Origin of the sequence: Falsiroseomonas sp. E2-1-a20 (assembly GCF_051433195.1) — a bacterium.
Classification (GTDB): Bacteria; Pseudomonadota; Alphaproteobacteria; order Acetobacterales; family Acetobacteraceae; genus Falsiroseomonas.
On record NZ_JBHMFT010000017.1, the window covers coordinates 81,410 to 102,205 of the forward strand.

The 20,796-nt window shown below is 70.1% G+C and carries 22 protein-coding genes; 13 read left to right on the forward strand and 9 right to left on the reverse strand.

The genetic code is table 11. From position 1 onward, the window contains the following. Nucleotides 1-217 precede the first annotated feature (217 nt). Nucleotides 218-1,051 carry a uracil-DNA glycosylase gene (locus tag ACFHPP_RS19845; RefSeq protein ID WP_437164967.1) on the reverse strand — a complete coding sequence of 278 codons (834 nt, stop codon included), beginning with the start codon at nucleotides 1,049-1,051 and terminating at the stop codon, nucleotides 218-220. A gap of 86 nt (nucleotides 1,052-1,137) precedes the next feature. Between ACFHPP_RS19845 and ACFHPP_RS19850 the strand changes: the two genes are divergently transcribed. The 4 genes from ACFHPP_RS19850 (at nucleotide 1,138) to ACFHPP_RS19865 (ending at nucleotide 5,592) form a co-directional block, all read left to right on the forward strand. Continuing rightward, nucleotides 1,138-2,790, forward strand: a complete 1,653-nt coding sequence (locus ACFHPP_RS19850) for a 4Fe-4S dicluster domain-containing protein (protein ID WP_437164968.1) — start codon at nucleotides 1,138-1,140, stop codon at nucleotides 2,788-2,790. A gap of 33 nt (nucleotides 2,791-2,823) precedes the next feature. Then, the gene (locus ACFHPP_RS19855) at nucleotides 2,824-4,371 is read left to right on the forward strand and encodes a hypothetical protein (RefSeq protein ID WP_437164969.1); all 1,548 of its coding nucleotides are present in this window, start codon (nucleotides 2,824-2,826) and stop codon (nucleotides 4,369-4,371) included. A gap of 61 nt (nucleotides 4,372-4,432) precedes the next feature. Next, complete coding sequence (locus ACFHPP_RS19860; protein WP_437164970.1) at nucleotides 4,433-4,912, forward strand: GlcG/HbpS family heme-binding protein; 480 nt, start codon at nucleotides 4,433-4,435, stop codon at nucleotides 4,910-4,912. 71 nt (nucleotides 4,913-4,983) lie between these two features. Then, the gene (locus ACFHPP_RS19865; RefSeq protein WP_437164971.1) at nucleotides 4,984-5,592 is read left to right on the forward strand and encodes a glutathione S-transferase family protein; all 609 of its coding nucleotides are present in this window, start codon (nucleotides 4,984-4,986) and stop codon (nucleotides 5,590-5,592) included. Nucleotide 5,593: 1 nt separating this feature from the next. Here ACFHPP_RS19865 and ACFHPP_RS19870 read toward each other — a convergent pair whose 3' ends face one another. Next, entirely contained in the window at nucleotides 5,594-6,148 is a 555-nt protein-coding gene (locus ACFHPP_RS19870; RefSeq protein ID WP_437164972.1) for a hypothetical protein, read from the reverse strand. Nucleotides 6,149-6,288: 140 nt separating this feature from the next. On the opposite strand from ACFHPP_RS19870, the gene ispH reads away from it, so the two are divergent. From ispH to ACFHPP_RS19890, 4 genes are all read left to right on the forward strand, one after another. Next, a complete protein-coding gene (gene ispH, locus ACFHPP_RS19875; protein ID WP_437164973.1) occupies nucleotides 6,289-7,248 on the forward strand; it encodes a 4-hydroxy-3-methylbut-2-enyl diphosphate reductase in 960 nt (319 codons plus the stop codon). 10 nt (nucleotides 7,249-7,258) lie between these two features. Next, entirely contained in the window at nucleotides 7,259-8,233 is a 975-nt protein-coding gene (locus ACFHPP_RS19880) for a homoserine kinase (RefSeq protein ID WP_437164974.1), read from the forward strand. Further along, nucleotides 8,217-8,693: a ribonuclease HI gene (rnhA, locus tag ACFHPP_RS19885; RefSeq protein ID WP_437164975.1), complete on the forward strand. Its 477-nt coding sequence runs from the start codon at nucleotides 8,217-8,219 to the stop codon at nucleotides 8,691-8,693. The genes ACFHPP_RS19880 and rnhA overlap by 17 nt, the downstream gene beginning before the upstream one ends. A gap of 159 nt (nucleotides 8,694-8,852) precedes the next feature. After that, entirely contained in the window at nucleotides 8,853-9,419 is a 567-nt protein-coding gene (locus ACFHPP_RS19890) for a DedA family protein (RefSeq protein ID WP_437164976.1), read from the forward strand. A 21-nt stretch (nucleotides 9,420-9,440) separates the two neighbouring features. On the opposite strand, the gene ACFHPP_RS19895 is transcribed toward ACFHPP_RS19890, so the two are convergent. The 7 genes from ACFHPP_RS19895 to ACFHPP_RS19925 form a co-directional block, all read right to left on the reverse strand. Continuing rightward, entirely contained in the window at nucleotides 9,441-9,905 is a 465-nt protein-coding gene (locus ACFHPP_RS19895) for a DUF427 domain-containing protein (RefSeq protein WP_437164977.1), read from the reverse strand. A gap of 10 nt (nucleotides 9,906-9,915) precedes the next feature. After that, nucleotides 9,916-10,929, reverse strand: coding sequence for a cytochrome d ubiquinol oxidase subunit II (locus ACFHPP_RS19900; RefSeq protein ID WP_437164978.1), 1,014 nt, complete (start codon nucleotides 10,927-10,929; stop codon nucleotides 9,916-9,918). Further along, a complete protein-coding gene (locus ACFHPP_RS19905; RefSeq protein ID WP_437164979.1) occupies nucleotides 10,926-12,323 on the reverse strand; it encodes a cytochrome ubiquinol oxidase subunit I in 1,398 nt (465 codons plus the stop codon). Before ACFHPP_RS19905 ends, ACFHPP_RS19900 begins: the two co-directional genes overlap by 4 nt. 4 nt (nucleotides 12,324-12,327) lie before the next feature. Then, entirely contained in the window at nucleotides 12,328-12,903 is a 576-nt protein-coding gene (locus tag ACFHPP_RS19910; RefSeq protein ID WP_430671763.1) for a GbsR/MarR family transcriptional regulator, read from the reverse strand. 157 nt (nucleotides 12,904-13,060) lie between these two features. After that, entirely contained in the window at nucleotides 13,061-14,440 is a 1,380-nt protein-coding gene (locus ACFHPP_RS19915) for a M20/M25/M40 family metallo-hydrolase (RefSeq protein WP_437164980.1), read from the reverse strand. An 82-nt stretch (nucleotides 14,441-14,522) separates the two neighbouring features. Further along, a complete protein-coding gene (locus tag ACFHPP_RS19920; RefSeq protein WP_437164981.1) occupies nucleotides 14,523-14,792 on the reverse strand; it encodes a hypothetical protein in 270 nt (89 codons plus the stop codon). Further along, nucleotides 14,792-15,277, reverse strand: coding sequence for a peroxiredoxin (locus ACFHPP_RS19925; protein WP_437164982.1), 486 nt, complete (start codon nucleotides 15,275-15,277; stop codon nucleotides 14,792-14,794). Before ACFHPP_RS19925 ends, ACFHPP_RS19920 begins: the two co-directional genes overlap by 1 nt. A 106-nt stretch (nucleotides 15,278-15,383) precedes the next feature. Here ACFHPP_RS19925 and ACFHPP_RS19930 point away from each other — a divergent pair, with 106 nt between their 5' ends. The 5 genes from ACFHPP_RS19930 to ACFHPP_RS19950 all read left to right on the forward strand — a co-directional run bounded on the left by ACFHPP_RS19930 (nucleotide 15,384) and on the right by ACFHPP_RS19950 (nucleotide 20,748). Next, nucleotides 15,384-15,974, forward strand: a complete 591-nt coding sequence (locus ACFHPP_RS19930) for a YqgE/AlgH family protein (protein WP_437164983.1) — start codon at nucleotides 15,384-15,386, stop codon at nucleotides 15,972-15,974. A gap of 151 nt (nucleotides 15,975-16,125) precedes the next feature. Further along, nucleotides 16,126-17,937, forward strand: coding sequence for a DNA mismatch repair endonuclease MutL (mutL, locus tag ACFHPP_RS19935; protein ID WP_437164984.1), 1,812 nt, complete (start codon nucleotides 16,126-16,128; stop codon nucleotides 17,935-17,937). 42 nt (nucleotides 17,938-17,979) lie between these two features. Then, complete coding sequence (locus ACFHPP_RS19940; RefSeq protein ID WP_437164985.1) at nucleotides 17,980-18,378, forward strand: BLUF domain-containing protein; 399 nt, start codon at nucleotides 17,980-17,982, stop codon at nucleotides 18,376-18,378. 132 nt (nucleotides 18,379-18,510) lie between these two features. Continuing rightward, nucleotides 18,511-20,016, forward strand: coding sequence for a hypothetical protein (locus ACFHPP_RS19945; protein WP_437164986.1), 1,506 nt, complete (start codon nucleotides 18,511-18,513; stop codon nucleotides 20,014-20,016). Nucleotides 20,017-20,088: 72 nt separating this feature from the next. Continuing rightward, nucleotides 20,089-20,748 carry an MBL fold metallo-hydrolase gene (locus tag ACFHPP_RS19950; RefSeq protein WP_437164987.1) on the forward strand — a complete coding sequence of 220 codons (660 nt, stop codon included), beginning with the start codon at nucleotides 20,089-20,091 and terminating at the stop codon, nucleotides 20,746-20,748. Nucleotides 20,749-20,796 lie beyond the last annotated feature (48 nt).

Here is a 20,796-nt window from a genome sequence, read left to right on the forward strand (position 1 = left end):
ACGTCAACGTCGCCCCGAACAGCAGGGCCCGCGCGGTGAGGCGCAGGCGGGTCGCCGGTCGTGGGCGCGGGGCCTTGTGGCAGAGCGCTTGCATGGCGCGCCACCCCTAGCGGCGGCTTCAGGGTGGTGGCAACCCCTTAATGAAAAGTGAATCTCGTGGCGTGAGGCATTTGACCTGGAATCAGGCAGTTGTCTCGTTCTGCTCACACAAGATTCTTCAGCCTGGCGGGACCTCGCCATCCAGGGTGCGACGCAGCAGGATCAGGTCGGCCCAGGCCTCCCGCTTCGCGGAGGGCGTGCGCAGCAGGTAGGCCGGGTGCAGCGTGGGCAGCGCGGGCAGGCCGGCCACCCCCTCCCCGCCCGTCTCCGGCAGGCTGTGCCAACGGCCGCGCAGCCGGGTGATGCCGTCCTTCGCCCGCAGCAGCGCCTTGGCCGAGACCCCGCCGAGCAGCACCACGTGGCGCGGGCGGACCAGCGCGACGTGGCGCAGCAGGAAGGGCAGGAACATCGCCACCTCCCCATCCGTCGGCGTGCGGTTGCCGGGCGGGCGCCAGGGCAGGATGTTGGCCAGGTAGAAGTCCTGCCGCCGGTCCAGGCCGATGCTGGCCATCATGCGGTCGAGCAACTGGCCGGAGACGCCGACGAAGGGCTTCCCCTGGCGGTCCTCGTCGCCGCCCGGCGCCTCGCCGATCATCATCAGGCCGGAGTCGGGCACGCCATCGGCGAAGACCAGGTTGGTGGCGGTGTCGCGCAGCGGGCTGTCGGTATTGGCGATCGCCTCCCGCAGTTCGGCCAGGGACTGCGCGGTGGCGGCCAGGGCGGCGGTGGCGGCCGCCGGGGTGGTGACCAGCGGCAGGGTCGGCGCGCTGCGGAGGGCCGGTTGCGCCAGGGCCGTTTTCGCCGATGCGGCGGGAGGTGGCTCCGCCAGGGCGGGCGTCGGCGCGCGGGCGGCCAGGCGGTCCAGCGGCGCCGCTTCCAGCGCCTCATCCGCCCCGAACTCGATCTGCAGCCGCAGGGCGGCCAGCAGCGCCTCGCGCAATCCTGCCTGCATGGGCGCGATATCGGGCCGCTTCGGGGTTCCGCGCAATGGGCGGCGACGCTACATCCGTGGCGACCAGGAACGCCGGAGGAACAGCCATGTCGGGTGACGGAGCCGAACAGCGGGAATCGATGGAATTCGACGTGCTGGTCGTGGGCGGCGGCCCGGCCGGCCTCGCCACCGCGATCCGGCTGAAGCAGGCGCGCCCCGACACCAATGTCTGCCTGGTGGAAAAGGGCGGCGAGATCGGCGCCCACATCCTGTCCGGCGCCGTGCTGGAGCCCCGCGCCCTGGACGAGCTGTTCCCGGATTGGCGCGACGACCCGCCCGGCCTGACCACCGCCGTCACCGACGACCGCTTCATGCTGCTGACGGAGACCCGCGGCTTCAAGCTGCCGACCCCGCCGCAGATGCACAACGCGGGCAACTACGTCGTCTCCCTCGGCAATGTCTGCCGCTGGCTCGGCGCCAAGGCGGAAGCGCTGGGTGTCGAGCTGTATCCCGGCTTCGCCGCATCGGAGGCGATCATCGAGGATGGCCAGGTGCGCGGCGTCGTCGCCGGGGTCGCCGGCATCCAGAAGGACGGCAGCAAGGGACCGTCCTACGAGCCGGGGATGGAGCTGCGCGCCACCTACACGGTGTTCGCGGAGGGCTGCCGCGGCAGCCTGTCCAAGCGCCTGTTCGAGACCTTCAACCTTCGGGACGGCGTGGCGCCGCAGACCTATGCGCTGGGGATGAAGGAGCTGTGGGAAATCCCGAAGGAGAAGCACAAGCCCGGCCTGGTGTGGCATTCCACCGGCTGGCCGCTGGCCTCCGACACCTATGGCGGGTCCTGGCTGTACATGCTGGGGGACAACCTGGTCTCGATCGGCTTCGTCATCGGGCTGGACTACCCGAACCCCTGGCTGTCGCCCTTCGACGAGTTCCAGCGCTTCAAGCTCCACCCGGCGGTGCGCGGCTTCCTCGAGGGCGGCAAGCGCATCAGCTACGGCGCGCGGGCGCTGAACGAGGGCGGCCTCCAGGCGGTGCCGAAGCTGGTCTTCCCGGGCGGGATGCTGGTGGGCGACGCGGCCGGCTTCCTGAACGTGCCGAAGATCAAGGGCACGCATACCTCGATGAAGTCCGGCATGGTCGCCGCCGACGCCATCGCCGAGGCGCTGGCCGGTGATGCCCCGGCCCCGGTGCTGGAGAGCTACCCGGCGGCGCTCAAGACCTCCTGGGTGTGGACGGAGCTGGAGGGGGTGCGCAACATCCGCCCCGGCTTCGCGAAGTATGGCTTCTGGGGCGGCATGGCGGCGGCGGCGCTGGATACCTACGTGCTGCGCGGCAAGGCGCCCTGGACCTGGGGCCATCATGCGGACCACGAGACGCTGAAGCCGGCGGCGCAGGCCAAGAAGATCGTCTACCCCAAGCCGGACGGCGTGCTGACCTTCGACCGGCTTTCCTCGGTTTTCATCTCCAACACCAACCACGAGGAACACCAGCCGAGCCACCTGGTGCTGCGCGACCCGGCCCGCTGGAAGGGCGTGAACTGGGACCAGTTCGCCTCCCCCGAAAGCCGCTACTGTCCGGCCGCGGTGTACGAGGCGGTGGGCGCCGAAGCCGGCAACGGGGAGGGTGAGATGCACCTGGTGATCAACGCGCAGAACTGCGTCCACTGCAAAACCTGCGACATCAAGGACCCGACCCAGAACATCGACTGGAAGACCCCGGAAGGTGGCGGCGGCCCGAACTACATCGGCGGCATGTAGCCCCGGCCGGACGGCACCGGGGCCGGCATCGGCATGAACGCGATCCGGCCCCTGCGGCGGGTTGCGGACGGCCCACGCCTCCCGGCTGTCGTCATCCCGGCGCCGGTTGCGCCGCCGCTCCGGACGGCGCCCGGCCGGTCGGCGCCGCTGTGGCGGATGGCGGGCCTCGGCGCGGCGGCCGGGCTGGCCGTGGCGGCGGATCTGCTGGAGCCTACGGTCCCAGCGCTGCGCCTGCTGGCGCTGTTGGCTGCCGCGGGCTTCGCCATCACGCTGGTCCGACCCTCAAGCTGGACGCACGGCGCGGCCCGGCTGGCAGCGGGCCTCGGTATCCTGGCGCTGGTGCAGACGGTGGCAGACCCGCCGCGCGGGCTGCTCGCCGGGTCCGTCCCGCAACTCGCTGTGTGGCAGCAGCGCGTGCTGCGTCTGGCGCCGCATCCCTGGGACGCGGATCGGCTGCGCGCGGCCCTTTCGGATCCCACTGCGTCGCCCCGCCCGGAGCCCGCATCGGCGGATGAGGCCCTGTTCAACGCCCTGCTGCTGCACGCGCGGCGGGATGTGCCGGGCGCCGCCGCCGCACTCGCCCAGTCCCTGCGGCTCGACCCTGCCCCGCGCCCGGATGCGCTGCTGCTGGGCGCGGAGTTGCTGCGCCGGCCGGGCGCGCCGCCGCTGCCGGACGATTTGCCGTCTCCGCTGCCCGCACTGCTGCACGCCCTGGCCCTGCCCGAACCCGCCGCCCGCGTCGCGGCGCTGGACCCGCTGGTGGCGGCGGAGCCGGACAATCTGGTGGCCGCCGCCGCGCTGGCCCATGCGCGCATCGCGGCGATGCTGCCGCAGGGCCCGACCATCGCCGAGGCCGGCAGCATTGCCGCGCTGCTCGCACCCTTCGACGATGCGGAACGCCTGGCCGCCTTCGAGTCCAGCTTCCTCGATACCGGCCGCGGCGCCGCGCTGCGGCAGGGGGTCGCGGCGCTGGGCTGGGTGCGGGAGGTGGCCGGGCGGCGGCTGGAGGTCGCGACCCTGCTGCCGCCACCTGGAATGCCGGACCAGCCGGCGCTGCTGCGCCTGGCCGCGCCGGAGCCGGCGAGCGCGGTCCAGCTTTGGCAGGATGACGCCTGGGTCGCCGTCGGGGCGGAGCCGCCGCCGCCGACCCTCCGCCTGCCGCGCCCCTTCCGCCCCACGACGCTCCGCCTGCGCTACCTGGACCGCGATGGCGTCGCCTCCGCCGAGGTCGCGCATCGCTTCGACCCGGTCGCGGCGCTGCGGGCCCAGGCGCTGCGCAGCCTGGCGCGCCAGCATCCCTTCGCGCTGTACCAGCCGGGCTGGATCGAGCCGGGCCGGCTCAACCCGCTGCCGATCCCGGGGCACCTCCGCGCCGGCCTCGCGGCGGTGGAATGGCGCACGGATGCGGAGCCGAGGCCGCAGCGCGCGCCGGTCGGCGTCACCGACGCGGCGCTGCTGGCCGGCGATCCGGCCCGCATCCTGGTGGAGTTCCCGGCGAGCGACTCCGCGCGGCTGCTGGTGCTGCGGGCGATCCTGGCCGATGGCACGGAAGGCGAGCCGGTCGAGCTCGCGATCCGCTGACCCCCCTTCCCGCGGCCGCCGGTTCGGGGCAGAGGAAGCCTCGCTTCACCGGAGACAGTTCATGACCCATGCCGCACCCCATTCCCCCCCTGGCGGCTTCCAGCACGGCATCACCACCGCCGCCGCGCGCCAGATCCTCGATGCGACCCTGGCCAAGGGCCGTGAGCTGGGCCTGGCGCCGCTGACGGTGGTGGTGCTGGACGCCGGCGGCCAGTTGAAGGCGGCGCTGAAGGAGGATGGCAGCAGCCTGCTGCGGCCGGATATCGCCTGGGGCAAGGCCTTCGGCGCCATGGCGTTGGGCTTCGGCTCGCGGGAGTTGGCGCGGCGCAGCCAATCCATGCCCGGCTTCATGAACGCGCTGTCGGACCTCGCCGGCGGGCGTGCCGTGCCGGTGCCGGGCGGCGTGCTGGTGCGGGCAGCGGATGGCGCGGTGCTGGGGGCCGTGGGGGTTTCCGGCGATGCGTCGGACAAGGACGAGGTCTGCGCCGTCGCCGGCATCCAGGCGGCGGGCCTCATGGCGGATACCGGCGACGCGGCCTGACTGCGGCCTGATTGCGTCCTGGGGGCTGCGGGGCAAGGATCGCGCCGCAACCGCAAGAGACTCGACAGAACATGCTTCGTATCCATGGCATCGCGCGCTCGCGCGCCTTCCGCTGCATCTGGGCGGCGGAGGAAGCCGGGCTGGCCTATGAGGTGGTGCCGACGGGCTTCGGCCCCGGGCTGAAGGCGGCGATGGCCGGCATCAACCCGAACGGCAAGATCCCGGCGCTGGAGGATGGCGGGCTGCTGCTGTTCGAGAGCCTGGCGATCAACCTGCACCTGGGTGCCAAGGCCGGCGCGCCGCTGATGCCGGCCGGCGACGATGCCTCCCGCGTCCTGCAATGGACGCTGTGGGCGGCGACGGAGGCCGAGCCGGCTGCCATGCAATGGGCCTACAACACCTTCATCCGCCCGGCCGACCAGCGCGACCCGGCGCAGGCCGCCGCCGGCGCGGAGGCCCTGGCGGCGCGGCTGCAGGTGCTGGAGGCGCATCTGGCCGCCGGCGGCCCCTGGCTGCTCGGCGCCGGCTTCACCATGGCGGATTGCAACCTGGCCGGCGTGCTGTACGGCGCGGCGATGAACGGCTTCGACTTCGGCCCCTGCCCGCGGGTGAAGGCCTGGCTCGATGCCTGCCTCGCCCGCCCCGCCGCGCTGGCGGCACGGAAGCAGCGGGAAGGCTGATTCAGCGCGGTCCGCGCGCCCGGTTCAGCGCCAGTTCCTCCGGCGTCAGTTGCAGGCTGAGGCGGACGGTATAGGTGGCGGCGCTGCGCCCCTCGCCGAGCGGCAGGGCCAGCCGGGCCGTCTGCCCGGTGGCGTTGCTGCGCGCCACGTTGGGGCCGAAGGCGACGCGGGTGACGAAGGCCTGGCGGTCCAGCACCGCGCTGTCCGCGGCATCGGTCAGGGCGACGAACCAGGGCAGGTCCAGCGCGCGGCCCTCCGCGGCTGGGCCGCGTTCCGACTCGAAGCGCGGCGTGACGCGGACGTTCAGCGTGGTGCGGGCGCGGTCGGCGTAGTCGCAGGTGGCGTCGAAGCCGGAGATGCGGGCATCGGCCACCATCGCCGTCAGGTCGCCACGCCCGGCGCCAGGGCGGAAACGGGTGAGGTCCGCGCCCTCCGCCAGGATGGCGATGCGCGGGCACGGCGCCTGGCTGTTGTCGACCGGGGTGGTCAGCGCGGCGCAGCCGGACAGCAGCAGCAGCCCCGCCAGCAGGCCAGATGACCGGTTGATGCGCGCCATGCCACCCTCCCCCTTTGAACGCGCGCCGCCGGGCGTTAGGATGCCGGCCGAATGCGCAGGCCGCGTCTATCGCATCGCCGGCGCCGTCCGACCATCCCCGCCCCGGAGGACCTCCCGGGTCCAAGCCGCCAAGGACCACGATGCCCGAGACCAAGCCCCGGCTGAACGTGCTGCTCGCAGGCCCGCGCGGCTTCTGCGCCGGCGTCGACCGCGCGATCAAGATCGTCGAGGAGGCGCTGCGCCGCCACGGCGCGCCGGTCTATGTCCGGCACGAGATCGTCCACAACCGCTTCGTGGTGGAAAGCCTGGAACGCCAGGGCGCCGTCTTCGTCGAGGAACTTTCGGAAATTCCGGACGATGGCCGGCCCGTGGTGTTTTCCGCGCATGGCGTGCCGAAGGCAGTGCCGCAGGAAGCCGCGTCCCGGAAGATGTTCGCCCTCGATGCGACCTGCCCGCTGGTCAGCAAGGTGCACCGGGAAGCCGAGCGCCACCACGCCCGCGGCCGCCACATCCTGCTGATCGGCCATGCCGGACACCCCGAGGTGATCGGCACCATGGGGCAACTGCCGCCCGGCGCCGTGACGCTGGTGGAGGATGCGGCGCAGGCGGAAACCGTCATCCCGCCCGGCGACAAGCCGCTGGCCTTCACCACGCAGACCACGCTTTCGGTGGACGACACCGCCGGCATCGTCGCCATCCTCGCCCGCCGCTTCCCCGGCATCGCGGCGCCGGCGAAGGAGGATATCTGCTACGCCACCACCAACCGCCAGGCCGCCGTCAAGGCGATCGCGGCGCGGGGGGCGGAGCTGGTGATCGTGGTCGGCGCGCCGAATTCCAGCAATTCCGTGCGGCTGGCGGAGGTCGCGCAGCGTGCCGGCGCGGCGCGGTCCCTGCTGGTGCAGCGCGGTTCGGCGCTGGACCCCGCCATCGCCGATGGCTGCACCACCATCGGGCTCACAGCCGGCGCCAGCGCGCCGGAGGTGCTGGTGGAGGAAGTGCTGGCCCGCCTCGCCACCCGTTTCGACCTGGCGGTGGAGGAGGTGGTGGTGGCCGAGGAAAAGGTGGTGTTCCGCCTGCCGGCCGGCCTCGCCGCCGAATAGATCCAGCTGCATGGCGGTCTACACGGAAGTCTCGGACGAGGCGCTGCGCGCCTTCCTGGGCGATTATGACATCGGCGGATTGATCGCCTTCCGCGGCATCGCGGAAGGGGTGGAGAATTCCAACTACGCGCTGCGCACCACGGGCGGCGACTTCGTGCTGACGCTGTACGAAAAGCGCGTCGACCGGGCGGAGCTGCCCTACTTCCTCGGGCTGATGGAACACCTGGCCGGGCGTGGCCTGGCGTGTCCCACGCCGGTGCGCGGGCGGGACGGGCAGGCGCTGCGCGACCTGGCGGGCCGGCCGGCGGCGATCTGCACCTTCCTGGAAGGCGTCTGGCCGCGCCGGGTGCGGCCGGAGCACATGGCCCCCCTCGGCCTGGCGCTGGCGCGGTTGCATGCGGCGGGGGCGGATTTCGCGGGGCGGCGTCCGAACGCGCTGGGGCCGGCCGGCTGGGCGCCGCTGCTGGAGGCCTGCCACGCCCGCGGCGACGAGGTGCAGCCGGGGCTGATGGCGCAGCTGGAGGCGCAGCACGCGGCGATCCTGGCCGCATGGCCGGGGGCGCTGCCGGTCGGGCAGATCCACGCCGACCTGTTCCCGGACAACGTGTTCTTCCTGCCGGATGCGGAGGGACGGCCCCGCGTTTCCGGCGTCATCGACTTCTACTTCGCCTGCACCGACCTGCTGGCCTACGACGTCGCCGTCTGCCTGAACGCCTGGTGCTTCGAGCCGGATGGCGGCTTCAACCTGACCAAGGCGCGCGCCATGCTGGCCGCCTACCAGACCATCCGGCCGCTGACGGCGGAGGAGGCCGCGGCGCTGCCGGTGCTGTGCCGCGGTGCCGCGCTGCGCTTCCTGCTGACCCGCCTGTTCGACTGGACCCACACGCCGGCGGATGCGTTGGTGACCCGGAAGGACCCCCTGGAATACCTGCGGAAACTGCGCTTCTTCGCGCAGGTGGAGACGGCCGGTGCCATCGGAGCCTGAGGATGCCGCCCGCCTTGATGAGCGGCCGCTCGTCGAGATCTGGACCGATGGCGGCTGCAAGCCGAACCCCGGCCCGGGCGGCTGGGCCGCGATCCTGCGCTTCGGGGCGCTGGAGAAGGAAATGTCCGGCGCCGACCCCGCCACCACCAACAACCGCATGGAGTTGACCGCCGCCTGCGCCGCGCTGGAAGCCCTGAAGAAGCCCTGCCGCGTCACCCTGCACACGGACAGCGAATACGTCCGCAACGGGATGGAGCGCTGGATCAAGGGCTGGGTCCGCAACAACTGGCGCAACGCGGCGAAGCAGCCTGTGGCAAATTACCCCCTCTGGCAGCGCCTGCTGGCGGCGGCGAAGCCGCATGAGGTGGATTGGCGCTGGGTGCGTGGCCATGCTGGCGACGTGATGAACGAACGCGCGGATGTGCTGGCGACGCAGGCGCGGGAGGGGCTGGGGCCCTGATGATGCGCAACGACGCCGCGAAACAACCGAATTGAATCACAGGCTGGTCATTCATCAACTTTATGGCATCCTGGGCTCAGAAGCTGGGAATGCTCCCGATGTCCGAGATCGCCACCGTCCCGCCGCTGAACCCTGAACGATCGGTCCCGGCTGCCGCCGGTGGCTGAGCTTTGGGCGGAGTGGGGCGGCTATCCCTATGCCATCGCGGCGCTCTGGGCGTTCTTCGAGGGTGAGACCTTCGTCCTGGCCGCTGCCGCGGTGGGCGCCGCGGCGGGCGGGATCGACCCCTGGCTGCTGATGGTCGTCGTCTGGGGCGGGTCCTTCGCGGGCGACCAGACCTGGTTCTTCGTCGGCCGTCGCTACGGACCCGCCGCGCTGGCGCGTTTTCCGCGCTGCCAGGCCAACGCCGCGCGCGCGACCGAGATGCTGCACAAGCACGGCACGCTGTTCGTGCTGGGCTTCCGCTTCCTCTACGGCATCCGCAACGTCGCCGCCGCCGCCTGCGGCCTGGAGGGGATGGAGTATCGCCGCTTCGCCATCCTGAACTTCATCGGCGCCGGCGTCTGGGCCGGCAGCTTCGTGGCGGCGGGCTGGTTCCTCGGCAGTTGGCTGGGCACGGAGAGGCTTTTCTACCTGATCTGCGCCGTCGTCTTTGGCCTCCTCGGCCTGCTGGTGGCGCGCAACCTGCTGCGCCGCCGGGCCGCGCGCCGGGCGCTGCCGGCCTGAGCCGGCCTCACGACCCCAAGGCTACCACCCCATGGTCCCGGGCCCGCCCTTGAACGGCCCGACCAGTTCCGAGGTGATCCAGCCGCCGTAGAAGCCGCCGGGCTGCGGCAGCACCACCTCCTCGTCCACCCGGCATTCCTCCATCAGCCCGGCATAGACGGCGACATGGTCGCGGATCGCGGCGAAGCCGGGCGTGGGTTCGGGGTAGCTCCAGCCGGCGCGCCCTGCGGTCCGGCCGTTCCAGGCGATGTCCCAGTACGCCGCCACGCCCTTCCACTCGCAGAAGCTGGACCCCGCCGCCGGGTGCAGCGCGCCGGGGCGGAAGGCCTCCGGCGGCAGGTACCAGCTTGGCGGGTGGAAGGTCTCCAGCACCCGGAAGGCGCTCCGCGTCTCCGCCACCCACTCGCCGCCGAGGCGGATGCGGACCAGCCGCGAACTTGGCTCCAGCCGCGGCGGACGCGGGTAGTCGGCGACGCGCTCGGGCATCCAGGGATCCTCAGTAATAGGTCAGGTCGCGCGCCTTGCCGCCGAAGACGCGCCAGGCGAACACGGTGTACAGCACGATGACCGGCAGCACGAAGGCGGCGCCGGCCAGGATGATGGACAGGCTCTCCGGCGCGCTGGCGCTCTCCCAGATGGTCATGCGTTCCGGCACGACATACGGGAAGAAGGACCAGGCGAGGCCGGCGAAGAACAGCACGAACAGCGCCGTGGCGCCGCAGAAGGGCAGCTGGTGCCAGGCATCCTCGCGCAGCGGCATGCGCGCGAGCAGCCGGTACAGGCCGAACAGCAGGGCCGCCGTCAGCAGCGGCAGCGGCGCCAGCATCAGGATGCCCGGCCAGTCGAACCACCGCGCGGCGATGCGGGCGGAGACCAGCGGCGTCACCGCCGAGACCAGCAGGATGCCGAGCGCCACCGGCCACAGCGCGCGCCGTGCCCAGGTGATGGCATGCGCCTGCAACGCGCCTTCGGTCCGCCAGACCAGCCAGCAGGCGCCGATGAAGGCATAGGCGATGGCGAGCCCGATCGCGGCCATCACCGCGAAGCCGGTCGCGGCCCAGCCCTCGGCGAAGCCCAGCACGTAGCGCCCCAGCATCCAGCCCTGCGCCAGGGCCGAGACCAGGGAGCCCACGAAGAACCAGCGGTCCCAGCGCCGCTTATGCGCGGTGTCGCGGGCCTTGGCGCGGAACTCGAAGGCGACGCCGCGCAATGTCAGCGCCACCAGCATGATGGCGACCGGCATGTAAAGCGCCGTCAGGATGATGCCGTGCGCCACCGGGAAGGCCACCAGCAGCAGGCCGACGCCGAGCACCAGCCAGGTCTCGTTGGCATCCCAGAACGGGCCGATGGCGGCGATCATGCGGTCGCGCTCGGATTCCTCCGCCGCGGTTTCCAGCAGGATGCCGACGCCGAGGTCGAAGCCATCGAGCACGACATAGGCGAGGATGGCCACCGCCATCAGCACCGCGAAGATCAGCGGCAGCCACTCGCCGGGCAGGAACGGGGTCATGCCGGCGTCCCCTGGACCATCTTGTCCTGGCCCATCTTGTCTTGGGCCGTGTCGCCGGGTGCGCTGCCCGGCTTCATCATGGCGCCGTCCACCTTCTCCGCCACGCGGCCGGCACGGGCCAGGCGGAAGATCGTGGTGATGTAGGCGACCAGCAGCAGCCCATAGAGCACCAGGTACATCACCAGCGTGGTGCCGATGCTGGAGGCCGGCAGCGGCCCGGCGGCCTGGGCGGTGTTCAGCACGCCGGTCACCAGCCAGGGCTGGCGGCCGATCTCGGTCACGTACCAGCCGGCGAGCGTCGCCACCCAGCCGCCGAAGCTCATCACCGCGAAGCCCCACAGCAGGGGCCGCGGCAGGGCGCCCCGGCGCCACAGGTACCAGGCTCCGGCCCAGCCCATGGCGATCATCAGCAGGCCGATGCCCACCATGATGCGGAAGGCGAAGAACACCGGCGCGACGGGCGGGTGCTCGCCGCGGAAGTCGTTCAGCCCGGGCACCACGCCGGCCGCCTCGTGCTTCAGGATCAGGCTGGCGCCGTTCGGGATCGCGATCTCGAAGCGGTTCTCCCGCGCCTGCTCGTCCGGGATGGCGAACAGCACCAGCGGCACGTTGCCGCGGGTGTCCCAGTTGCCCTCCATCGCCGCGACCTTGGCCGGCTGGTGTTCCAGCGTGTTCAGCCCGTGCAGGTCGCCGAGGAAGGCCTGCAGCGGCGCCAGCACCGCGGCCATCACCACGCCGGTGCGCAGAGCCTTGCGCACACCCTCCGCCCGGTCGCCGCGCAGCCAGCGCCAGGCGGAGATGCCGGCGACCAGGAAGGCGACGGTCAGCCCGCTCGCCGTCAGCATGTGGGTGAAGCGGTAGGGCATGGAGGGGTTGAAGACGATGGCAAACCAGTCCGTCGCATGCGCCACGCCGTCGCGCATCTCGAAGCCCGCCGGGGTATGCATCCACGAATTCAGCACGAGGATCCAGAACGCCGACATGGTGGTGCCGAAGGCGACCAGGAAGGTCGCGCCGGTGTGCATCCAGCCGGGCACCCGCTTGAAGCCGAACAGCATGATCGAGAGGAAGGTGGCCTCCAGGAAGAAGGCCGTCAGCACCTCATAGGCCAGCAGCGGGCCGGCGATGTTGCCCACCTTCTCCATGAAGCCGGGCCAGTTGGTGCCGAACTGGAAGGACATGGTGATGCCGGAGACGACGCCCAGCGCGAAGGACAGGGCGAAGACCTTCACCCAGAAGCGGTAGGCGTCCATCCAGGCTTCGTCGCGGGTGCGCGCATAGCGCACCTTGAAGAACAGCAGCACCCAGCCGAGCGCGATGGTGATGGTGGGGAACAGGATGTGGAAGGAGATGTTGGCGGCGAACTGGATGCGCGCCAGCAGGATCGGATCCATCGACTCAGGCCTCCCGGCTTGCGTTCGGTCGGCCGCGAACCAGGCCCACCACCTTGTCCTTCGCTTCGAGCAACCTGGTCACGCGGGCGCCGAGCGCCAGGAGCGATGCAAGCCTTTCGGTTTCAAGACGCTTCACGTCGTCGTACCAGGTGGTGAGTTGCTCGATCAGCCCGTGCATCTCCGCCATCCGCGCCTGGGCGTGGCGTTCCTCGGCGCTGCCGGGGGTCTGCATCAGCAATTCGCGCAGCACGGACAGGGTCGGGTCGACCTCCCGCTTCTTGCGCTCCTCGGCCAGGGTGCGAAGGATCTGCCAGACGTCGTCGGGCGTGGTGAAATGGTCGCGGCGGTCGTCCGGGATGTGCTTCGGGATCGCCAGGTTCCAGGCCTGGAGCTCCTTCAGCCCCATCGAGACGTTGGACCGCGAGACGCCGAGCGCGTCGACGATCTGCTCCGCGTTCAGCGGCTCCGGCGAGACATACAGCAGGGCGTAGATCTGCCCGACGGTCCGGTTGATGCCCCAGCGGCTGCCCATCTCACCGAAATGCAGCACGAAGGCCTGGACGAGCGGAGGGAGGTTCATGTCGTTCCCGTGATTTCAGGAATTTCTGAAATAGGGAAACCCGCGAACGTTTCAAGTCGTCCACATTCGCCTCTGGCGCAGGCGCGGAGCGGCGCCCGCCGTCAGGCTCCGCCGGCGTAGTCCAGCACGAGGTCGGCGAGCGACCCCACCAGCTCCGTCAGCCGCCGACCCGCCCATCGCCCTCGATGACCAGGAACTCGTCCGGGCCGGAGTGCCCGCTCGCATAGCCCAGGCCCGTGGCGCCGAGCACGCCCTTGCCCAGGATGGCGCTGAAATGCCCGGTCGGGCCGCTGGTCCCCCGGCAGGGCCAGATCGTGGGCGCGATGCCCTGGCGGGCCAGCGCCGCGCGGGCGGCGCGCACCAGGTCATGTTCGACCGGAAGCTTCTGCGACCCGACGGCGCCCAGGACCCGGAGCCCGATGTCGGGGTAGCCGTGGCAGTCCAGGTGGCCGCGGATCCGGGCGAGGCACGCATCGGGGTCGATGTCCGGCGGCAGGCGATGGTCGATGGTGCAGCGCGCGACCTCCGGCAGCGTCCAGGCCGGCGTGCCTGGTCCCGTCATGCCGGCCGCAAGCCCATCGATGTTCATCGTGGGCTCGAAGCAGTAGCGGCGGAACACCTCGCGCCCCTCCGCGTCGCCGAGGAAATGCGGCGCGGTGGCGCGCGGGCCGATGCCGGGCACGGCCGAGGCTTCCCGCCCCCGGTAGAGCGCGGCGAGCTGGTCGAGCAGCGCGTCCTCCTCCGGCGTCGGCGGGCTCAGCCCCTCGGCGAAACCATCCACGAGGATGCGCCCGGTCTTCGCGTCGTAGAGCGTGGCCAGCGCGTGGATCAGCCGCCAGGTCGGCGAATCCAGCACGCCTTGGGTCGAGGAATGCGCCGCCGCGCCGATCGGGCCCCTGCCCCAGGACGCCGAGGAACAGGTGATCTCGAGCTTCAGCAGGCCCTTGTTGCCGAGGAACAGCGCCACATCGCCATTCGCCGCCTGGCTGGGACCGGGCCAGATCACCGCGTCGGCGCGCTCCAGCTGGGGTTCGTGGCGCCTGATCAGGTCCGGCATGAAGGGGCTGCCGAGAAACTCCTCCCCCTCGATCAGGAACAGCAGGTTGACCGGCAATTCACCCTCCGCATCGCGGATGGCGTGCAGCGCCTGCAGGAAGGCCAGGGCGCCACCCTTGCTGGCGGCCCCGCGCCCATAGAGCACGCGCAGGAAGGCCGGATGCGCCGCCACCACGCCCTGGTAGGGATCGACCGTCCAGCCACTGCCGAGGCCGTTGGTATCGAGGTAGCCATAGACCGCGAGGGTCCGCGCCGCGCCGGCATCGTAGCGGGCCCAGACCGCCGGCAGGCCCGGTGTTTCCACCACCTCCGCGACTTGGCAGCCGAGTTCGCGATACTGCGCCGCGAGGAACCCGGCGGCGCGCCTGACGCCCGCCGCATCGCCCAGGGTGCTCGGGATCGCCAGGTAGTCGCGCAGAAGGTCCAGGTGCTGCGGCAGCCGCTGGCCGATGAGCCCCTGAACGCGATCATGCCGTGCCATGCCCGCCCCCTGCGCGTGTCGCCGGCCGATCCGCCCGCGGCGGATCGGCCGTTGGTCGTCCGGCACCGATCCGCGGCGGCGCCTACGGCTTGCGGTGCAGCGCCCGCATGTTGGCGGAGACCCGCCGGCGGGCCGGGCGCAGCGCCGCTTCCGCCACCGCATCCATCGAGGCGCCGCCCAGCGCGGCGCGGCCGGCGGCGAAGGCGCCATCGGTGAAGGCCTTCTGCTTCTCCGCCACCATCTCGGCCAGCGCCGCGCTGGCGCCGACCGGATCGGTGCCAAGCTGCATGCTGCGCAGCGTGAAGACCCAGCCCGCCTGCCAGGCGAACAGCGCGTAGGCGCCCGGGTTCATCACGACAGGTGGGCCAGCACCGCTTCGGCCTTGGAGACCTCGAAGGCGCCCGGCGCCTCGACGGCCACGTGGCTCACCTTGCCGTCCTTCGCCACCAGCACGAAGCGCTGGCTGCGGACGCCGAGGCCGCGCGCCGTCAGGTCGAATTCCAGGCCCATGGCGCGGGTGAAGGCGGCGGAGCCATCGGCCAGCATCACCACCTGGTCGGTGATGCCCTGGTCCTTGGCCCAGGCGCCCATCACGAAGGCGTCGTTGACCGACATGCAGGCGATGGTGTCCACGCCCTTGGCGCGCAGCGCATCCGCCTGGGTCACGAAGCCCGGCAGGTGCTTCGCCGAGCAGGTCGGCGTGAAGGCGCCGGGGACGCCGAACAGCACCACGGTCTTGCCCTTGAAAAGCGCCTCGGTCGAGACCTCCTTCGGTCCCTCCGCGGTGGCCTGCATGAGGGTGGCGGCCGGGATGCTGTCGCCTGGCTGGATGGTCATACGCGGTCTCCTGAATCCTTGACCTGATTAGATCAAGAAGGACCACGGCGTCCATGCAGGGGCGTGCTTGCGGGAGCCCGCCGACGGCGCCATGTAGATGGGCACGATGGTAAGCCGCGATCCCAACCCACCGACCGAAGCCGAAGGCTACCTGACCGGGCAATTGCTGGTCGCGATGCCGGGCATGGCCGATCCGCGCTTCACCCGCAGCGTCATCTGCCTCTGCGCGCATTCGGCGGATGGGGCGATGGGACTGGTGCTGAACCAGCCGCTGGACAATCTGTCCTTCGACGAATTGCTCGGCCAACTCGGCCTGGACCCGGTGCCCCCGGCACGCCGCATCCGCCTGACCCAGGGCGGCCCGGTGGAAGGCGGCCGCGGCTTCGTGCTGCACACCGCGGATTGGGAGACGGAGGGCAGCCTCAAGGTGATGCCGGACCTGGCGCTGACCGCCAGCGTCGAGATCCTGAAGGCCATCGCCACCGGCGGCGGGCCGCGCGAGGGGCTGCTGGCGCTCGGCTATGCCGGCTGGGGGCCTGGGCAGCTCGACAACGAGTTGCAGCAGAATGCCTGGCTGTCCGTGCCCGCGGATGAGGACCTGCTGTTCGCCGAACAGCCGGGCGACCTGTGGCGGGCTGCGATGGCCAAGCTCGGCATCGACCCCTCGGCCTTGTCCGGCAGCGCCGGGCATGCGTAGATTTTTGCCCTCAAGCGGCGGGCGGCCGCATCCGCGGCCTTGCCTGCGCGCCTTGCACTGACAGGCCCGGCGGCGCGGCTGGTCTGGGCGCGGGCCGCCTTCGCGGCCTCGGCCCGCGGAGTGGCGGGCCGCCAGCACTGAGTTTGGGTCGATGCTGGACTTCCCGCCGCTGCCGCCGCACATCGATGGCATGGCCGTCGCGCCCCGGATTCGCCTGCTGTCCGAGACCACCGCCAACCGCATCGCCGCCGGCGAGGTGGTGGAGCGCCCGGCCGCGGCGGTGAAGGAGCTGGTGGAGAACGCGCTGGATGCCGGCGCCACCCGCATCGCCGTGACGCTGGAAGACGGCGGCATCGGCCGCATCCTGGTGGAGGATGACGGCCATGGCATGGACGCCGCGGACCTCAGCCTCGCGATGGATCGCCACGCCACCTCCAAGCTGGCGGAGGAGGCGATGCTGTTCCGCATCGCGACGCTCGGCTTCCGGGGGGAGGCCCTGCCCTCCATCGGCGCGGTCTCCCGCCTCACCCTCACCTCCCGCCCTGGCGGCGCGGCCGCGCATGCGATCCAGGTGGAGGGCGGCCGCAAGGGGGATGTCGCGCCGGCCGCCGGCGCGCCCGGCACGCGCGTGGAAGTGCGCGACCTGTTCTTCGCCACCCCGGCCCGCCGCGCCTTCCTGCGGAGCCCCCGCCACGAGGCGGAACAGGCGGTGGAGGCGGTGCGGCGCCTCGCCATGGCCTGGCCGGAAGTCGCCTTCCGGGTCGAGGTCGAGGGCCGCGTCGCCCTGTCCCTGCCCCCCGCCGACCGCACGGCGCGGATCGCGGGGCTGCTCGGGCCGGATTTCGCCGCCGCGGCGGTGCCGGTGGAGGCGTCCCGCGACGGCGCGACCCTGTCCGGCCTCGCCGGGCTGCCGACGCATCACCACGCGACCTCCGCCGCGCAGCACCTGGTGGTGAACCGCCGCCCGGTGCGCGACCCGCTGCTGCGCACGGCGCTGCGCGTCGCCTATCGCGACCTGGTGCCGGCCAAGCGCTTCCCGGCCGCGGCGCTGTTCCTGGAGGTGCCGCCGGAGACCGTGGACGTGAACGTCCACCCGATGAAATCTGAGCTGCGCTTCCGCAATGCGGAGTCGGTGCGCGGCCTGATGATCTCCGCGCTGCGCCGCGCCGTGGCGGTGGGCGCGCCCGGGGCGGCGCCGGAGGACCTCGGCGCCGGGGCCTTCGCGGCGCCGCCCGGTTTCGCCGAGGCCGCGGCACCTGGCATCTTCCCCGGCTGGCGGCCGCCTTCCGGGCCCCTGCCGCAGCGGCCGCGCGGGCCGTCCCTGCCGCTCGGCTTCGCCGCCGCGCCGCTGCCCGCCCCACTGCCCGACTTCCCGCAGGACGGCCCGCTCGGCCGGCCGCTGGGCCAGATTCTCGAGACCTATGTGCTGGCGGAGGCGGCGGATGGGTCGCTGGTGCTGGTGGACCAGCATGCGGCGCATGAACGGCTGACGCATGAGGCGCTGCGGGCGCAGCTGGTGGAAGGCGGCGTCCGCGCCCAGCCGCTGCTGCTGCCGGCGGTGGTGGAGATGCCGGCCGCCGATGCGGCGCGGCTGCTGGACCAGGCGGCGGCGCTGGCGCGGCTCGGCCTGGAGATCGAGGGTTTCGGCCCCGGCGCGGTGCTGGTGCGCGCCATGCCGGCGCTGCTCGGTGCACCCGACCCGGCGCCGCTGCTGCGCGACCTGGCCGAGGAACTGGCCGAGATGGACGAGGCCTTAGCGCTGGAGGCGCGGCTGGATGCGGCGGTGGCGCGGCTGGCCTGCCACGGATCCATCCGCGCCGGGCGGCGGCTCGGGTCCGCGGAGATGGCGGCGCTGCTGCGCCAGATGGAGGCGACGCCGCGCGCCGCCACCTGTTCCCACGGCCGCCCCACCGTGCTGCGCTTCGGAAAGGCGGAGCTGGAGAGGCTGTTCGGCCGGCGCTGATCCGGGGCAGGATGGCGCCAACCCTGGATGGATGCGCCGCCGATGCCCCTGATGCAGTTGATCTACACCTCCCGCCCCTTCGGCTTCTCCGGCGACATGCTGGACGACATCCTGATGGCCGCCCGGCGCAACAACCAGCGGAACGGGCTGACCGGCGCGCTGATCTGCCGCGCCGATTTGTTCATGCAGATGCTGGAAGGCGAGCGCAGCAAGGTGACCGCCACCTTCGGCCGCATCCTGCGGGATGACCGGCATCTGGAGGTCTCGCTGGTGTGGGTCGGCGACGCGCCGGCGCGGCTTTTCCCGAACTGGGACATGCTGGACGACCCGGCGCGGAGCTGGATGTGGAGCCGGGAGGATGTGCGGGGCGGGGCGGTGACACGCGCCTCGGCGGCGGAGGCGCGGGGGGTGTTTGAGCGGGTGGCGGGGGAGGTGAGATAGCGTTCACGCACACGCCTGGGTTAGTTCTTTTCAGGCACGGATAGCGTCTGATCTCCGAGATCGGCGAAGGTCAATTGAATGCTGAGGCGTCTAGTTGTGGCGCACAAGCAATTGTAGTGTTGGGATCGATAGATGCGCACGGTTGCCAAATTCCAATTTCAGTGCTCTGCCGAAAACGGTGCTGAGGTTAATGCTCTTCGCGTAATCCATCAATGGCGGGAGCGGAAATTTCTTCAGTCTAAAGATGGCGACATTACGATATTGCGGAGCGGTGTACCGGCTTTAGTTGAGCAACAAAGTGAAGATTTGGACGATCTTCGGCTCACGGAAATTAAAGTTCTGGAACCGGTAAGCGGTGGTGAACTTATGACCACAGTTCGACTTTTGGAAAGTCCAACCAAAATCAGCTTTCAGTGCATACTCAGTGTCGGCTCTAACGGCGACATGAGTCCCCCGAACATCTCAATTCGATCCCCTCGTTTCATACGAGACATCATTTCTCTTCCTTATTCGTGGTGCGTCAGCAACACAAGCGAGCGAGTATTTAATCGAAATTTTCCTGTTCACGTCAATGATTATGAAGAATTCGAAGAACTTTTAACTTCGCCGAACAGACGCCTGCCTATTGTTGCTGTGTCTGAACTCAACGGACAGACGCTGGCAGGCGACCTACACGAGCAAATCGGCAATTTTTCTTGTGGCCTTGCCCACACAATCCGACTTTCTACGGAAGCATCTTGGGAATTAACACGCCGCTTGGGCCGTGAATGGTCCTGCTTCAACGGCGCAGTACGGCTCTTCTGGCCCTTCCGGCCCGACCAAAATTTTCGAACACACCCCCTCTGGACATTCGATCAAATTCTCTTCGAGGGTCGAACGGAAGCACTTTCACGCGATAGATTTGTTGCCTTCTTAAGCCAAAAACTGATCGAGGCATCAACGTTCACGGCCGATGACAGACAGGTGGTCGATTTTGAAGCGGTGCGTTTGCGAAGAATAACTGAAGTTGCTGGTGCCGCTGCCGCAAATTCGGGCAATTTTGAGGCTCTTGCCGATGCATACGCAGTCGAAAATGACGCGCTTAGAAAAAAGGTTGCCGACCAAAAGCTAGAAATAGAAGATCTTCGACAGAACGTCGAGGCTTTGATTATTGCGGAGAGAGCGGGATCTGAACAAGTTGGCGTCGCGGATCGTGAGCTTCCGCCAGAAACAGTTAGTGAGGCCGTTTCTATTGCAAGACGGGATCTTGCCGGCTCGCTACTGATCGCGCCAGAATCAGAAAAAGAGTGGCTCAATTTAAATCAAACAGCAGGCCCTCCTGAGAAAATATTGCGATACTTGAGAACTCTTGGCCGGCTTTCTAATTTGCTGGCATCCGGGCAACCGCTGGGCGATACTATTCCGATTTGGCTGGGCAAGAATGGATTAACTTGCAGCATAGATTCACAGACGTCGCGACGGAACAGAGCAGACCGGGCTTTCCGGACCAGGATCATAAACGGGGAAATGGTAGAATGTGAATATCATGCCAAGCCATCCGACGGAACTTCGCCGGATATGTGCGTGAGAATTTATTTTGGTATCGTTGACGTAGCGCCCAGAGTGCGAGTCGGTTATATTGGTCGCCACTTATCTTAATGCAGCCCGCTAGTGCCGATCTAAAGCCGAGAGGTTGACTCTCCTCACCTCCCCCTCCACCACCTCTCCCCCATGCCCAAGCTCCAAGCCGCCCAAATCCCCGTCACCCCCTTCCAGCAGAACTGCGCCCTGATCTGGGATGCCGAGACCCTGCGCGGCACGGTCATCGACCCGGGCGGCGATGTGCCGCGCATCCTTGCCGCCATCGCCAAGGCCGGTTGCACCATCGACAACATCCTGCTCACCCATGGCCATCTGGACCATGCCGGCGGGGCGGAGGCGTTGCGGGATGCGCTGGTCGCCGCGCAAGCCGCGCCCGCCCCCATCGAGGGTCCGCATCGCGACGACGAATTCCTGCTCTCGGGCATCGCCGACCAGGCGCGGCAATACGGCATCCCGGACCTCGCCAATGCCACGCCGGATCGCTGGCTGGAGGAAGGCGAGACGGTCCGCATCGCGGGGCAGGATTTCGGCGTGCTGCACTGCCCCGGCCATGCGCCCGGCCATGTGGTGTTCACCAATGTGGGGCTCGGCTTCGCGGTGGTGGGGGATGTGCTGTTCCGCGGCTCCATCGGCCGCACGGATTTTCCGTATGGCGACCACGAGGCGCTGATCCGGGGCATCGTCACCAAGCTGCTGCCGCTGGGGGACGGGATGCGGTTCTTGTGCGGGCATGGGCCGGGCTCCACCTTTGGGGAGGAGCGTAGGACCAATCCTTTCCTGCCGAGGTAGGGCGGCCCCCCTCACCCAACCCTCTCCCCCCGGTAGTGGGGGGAGAGG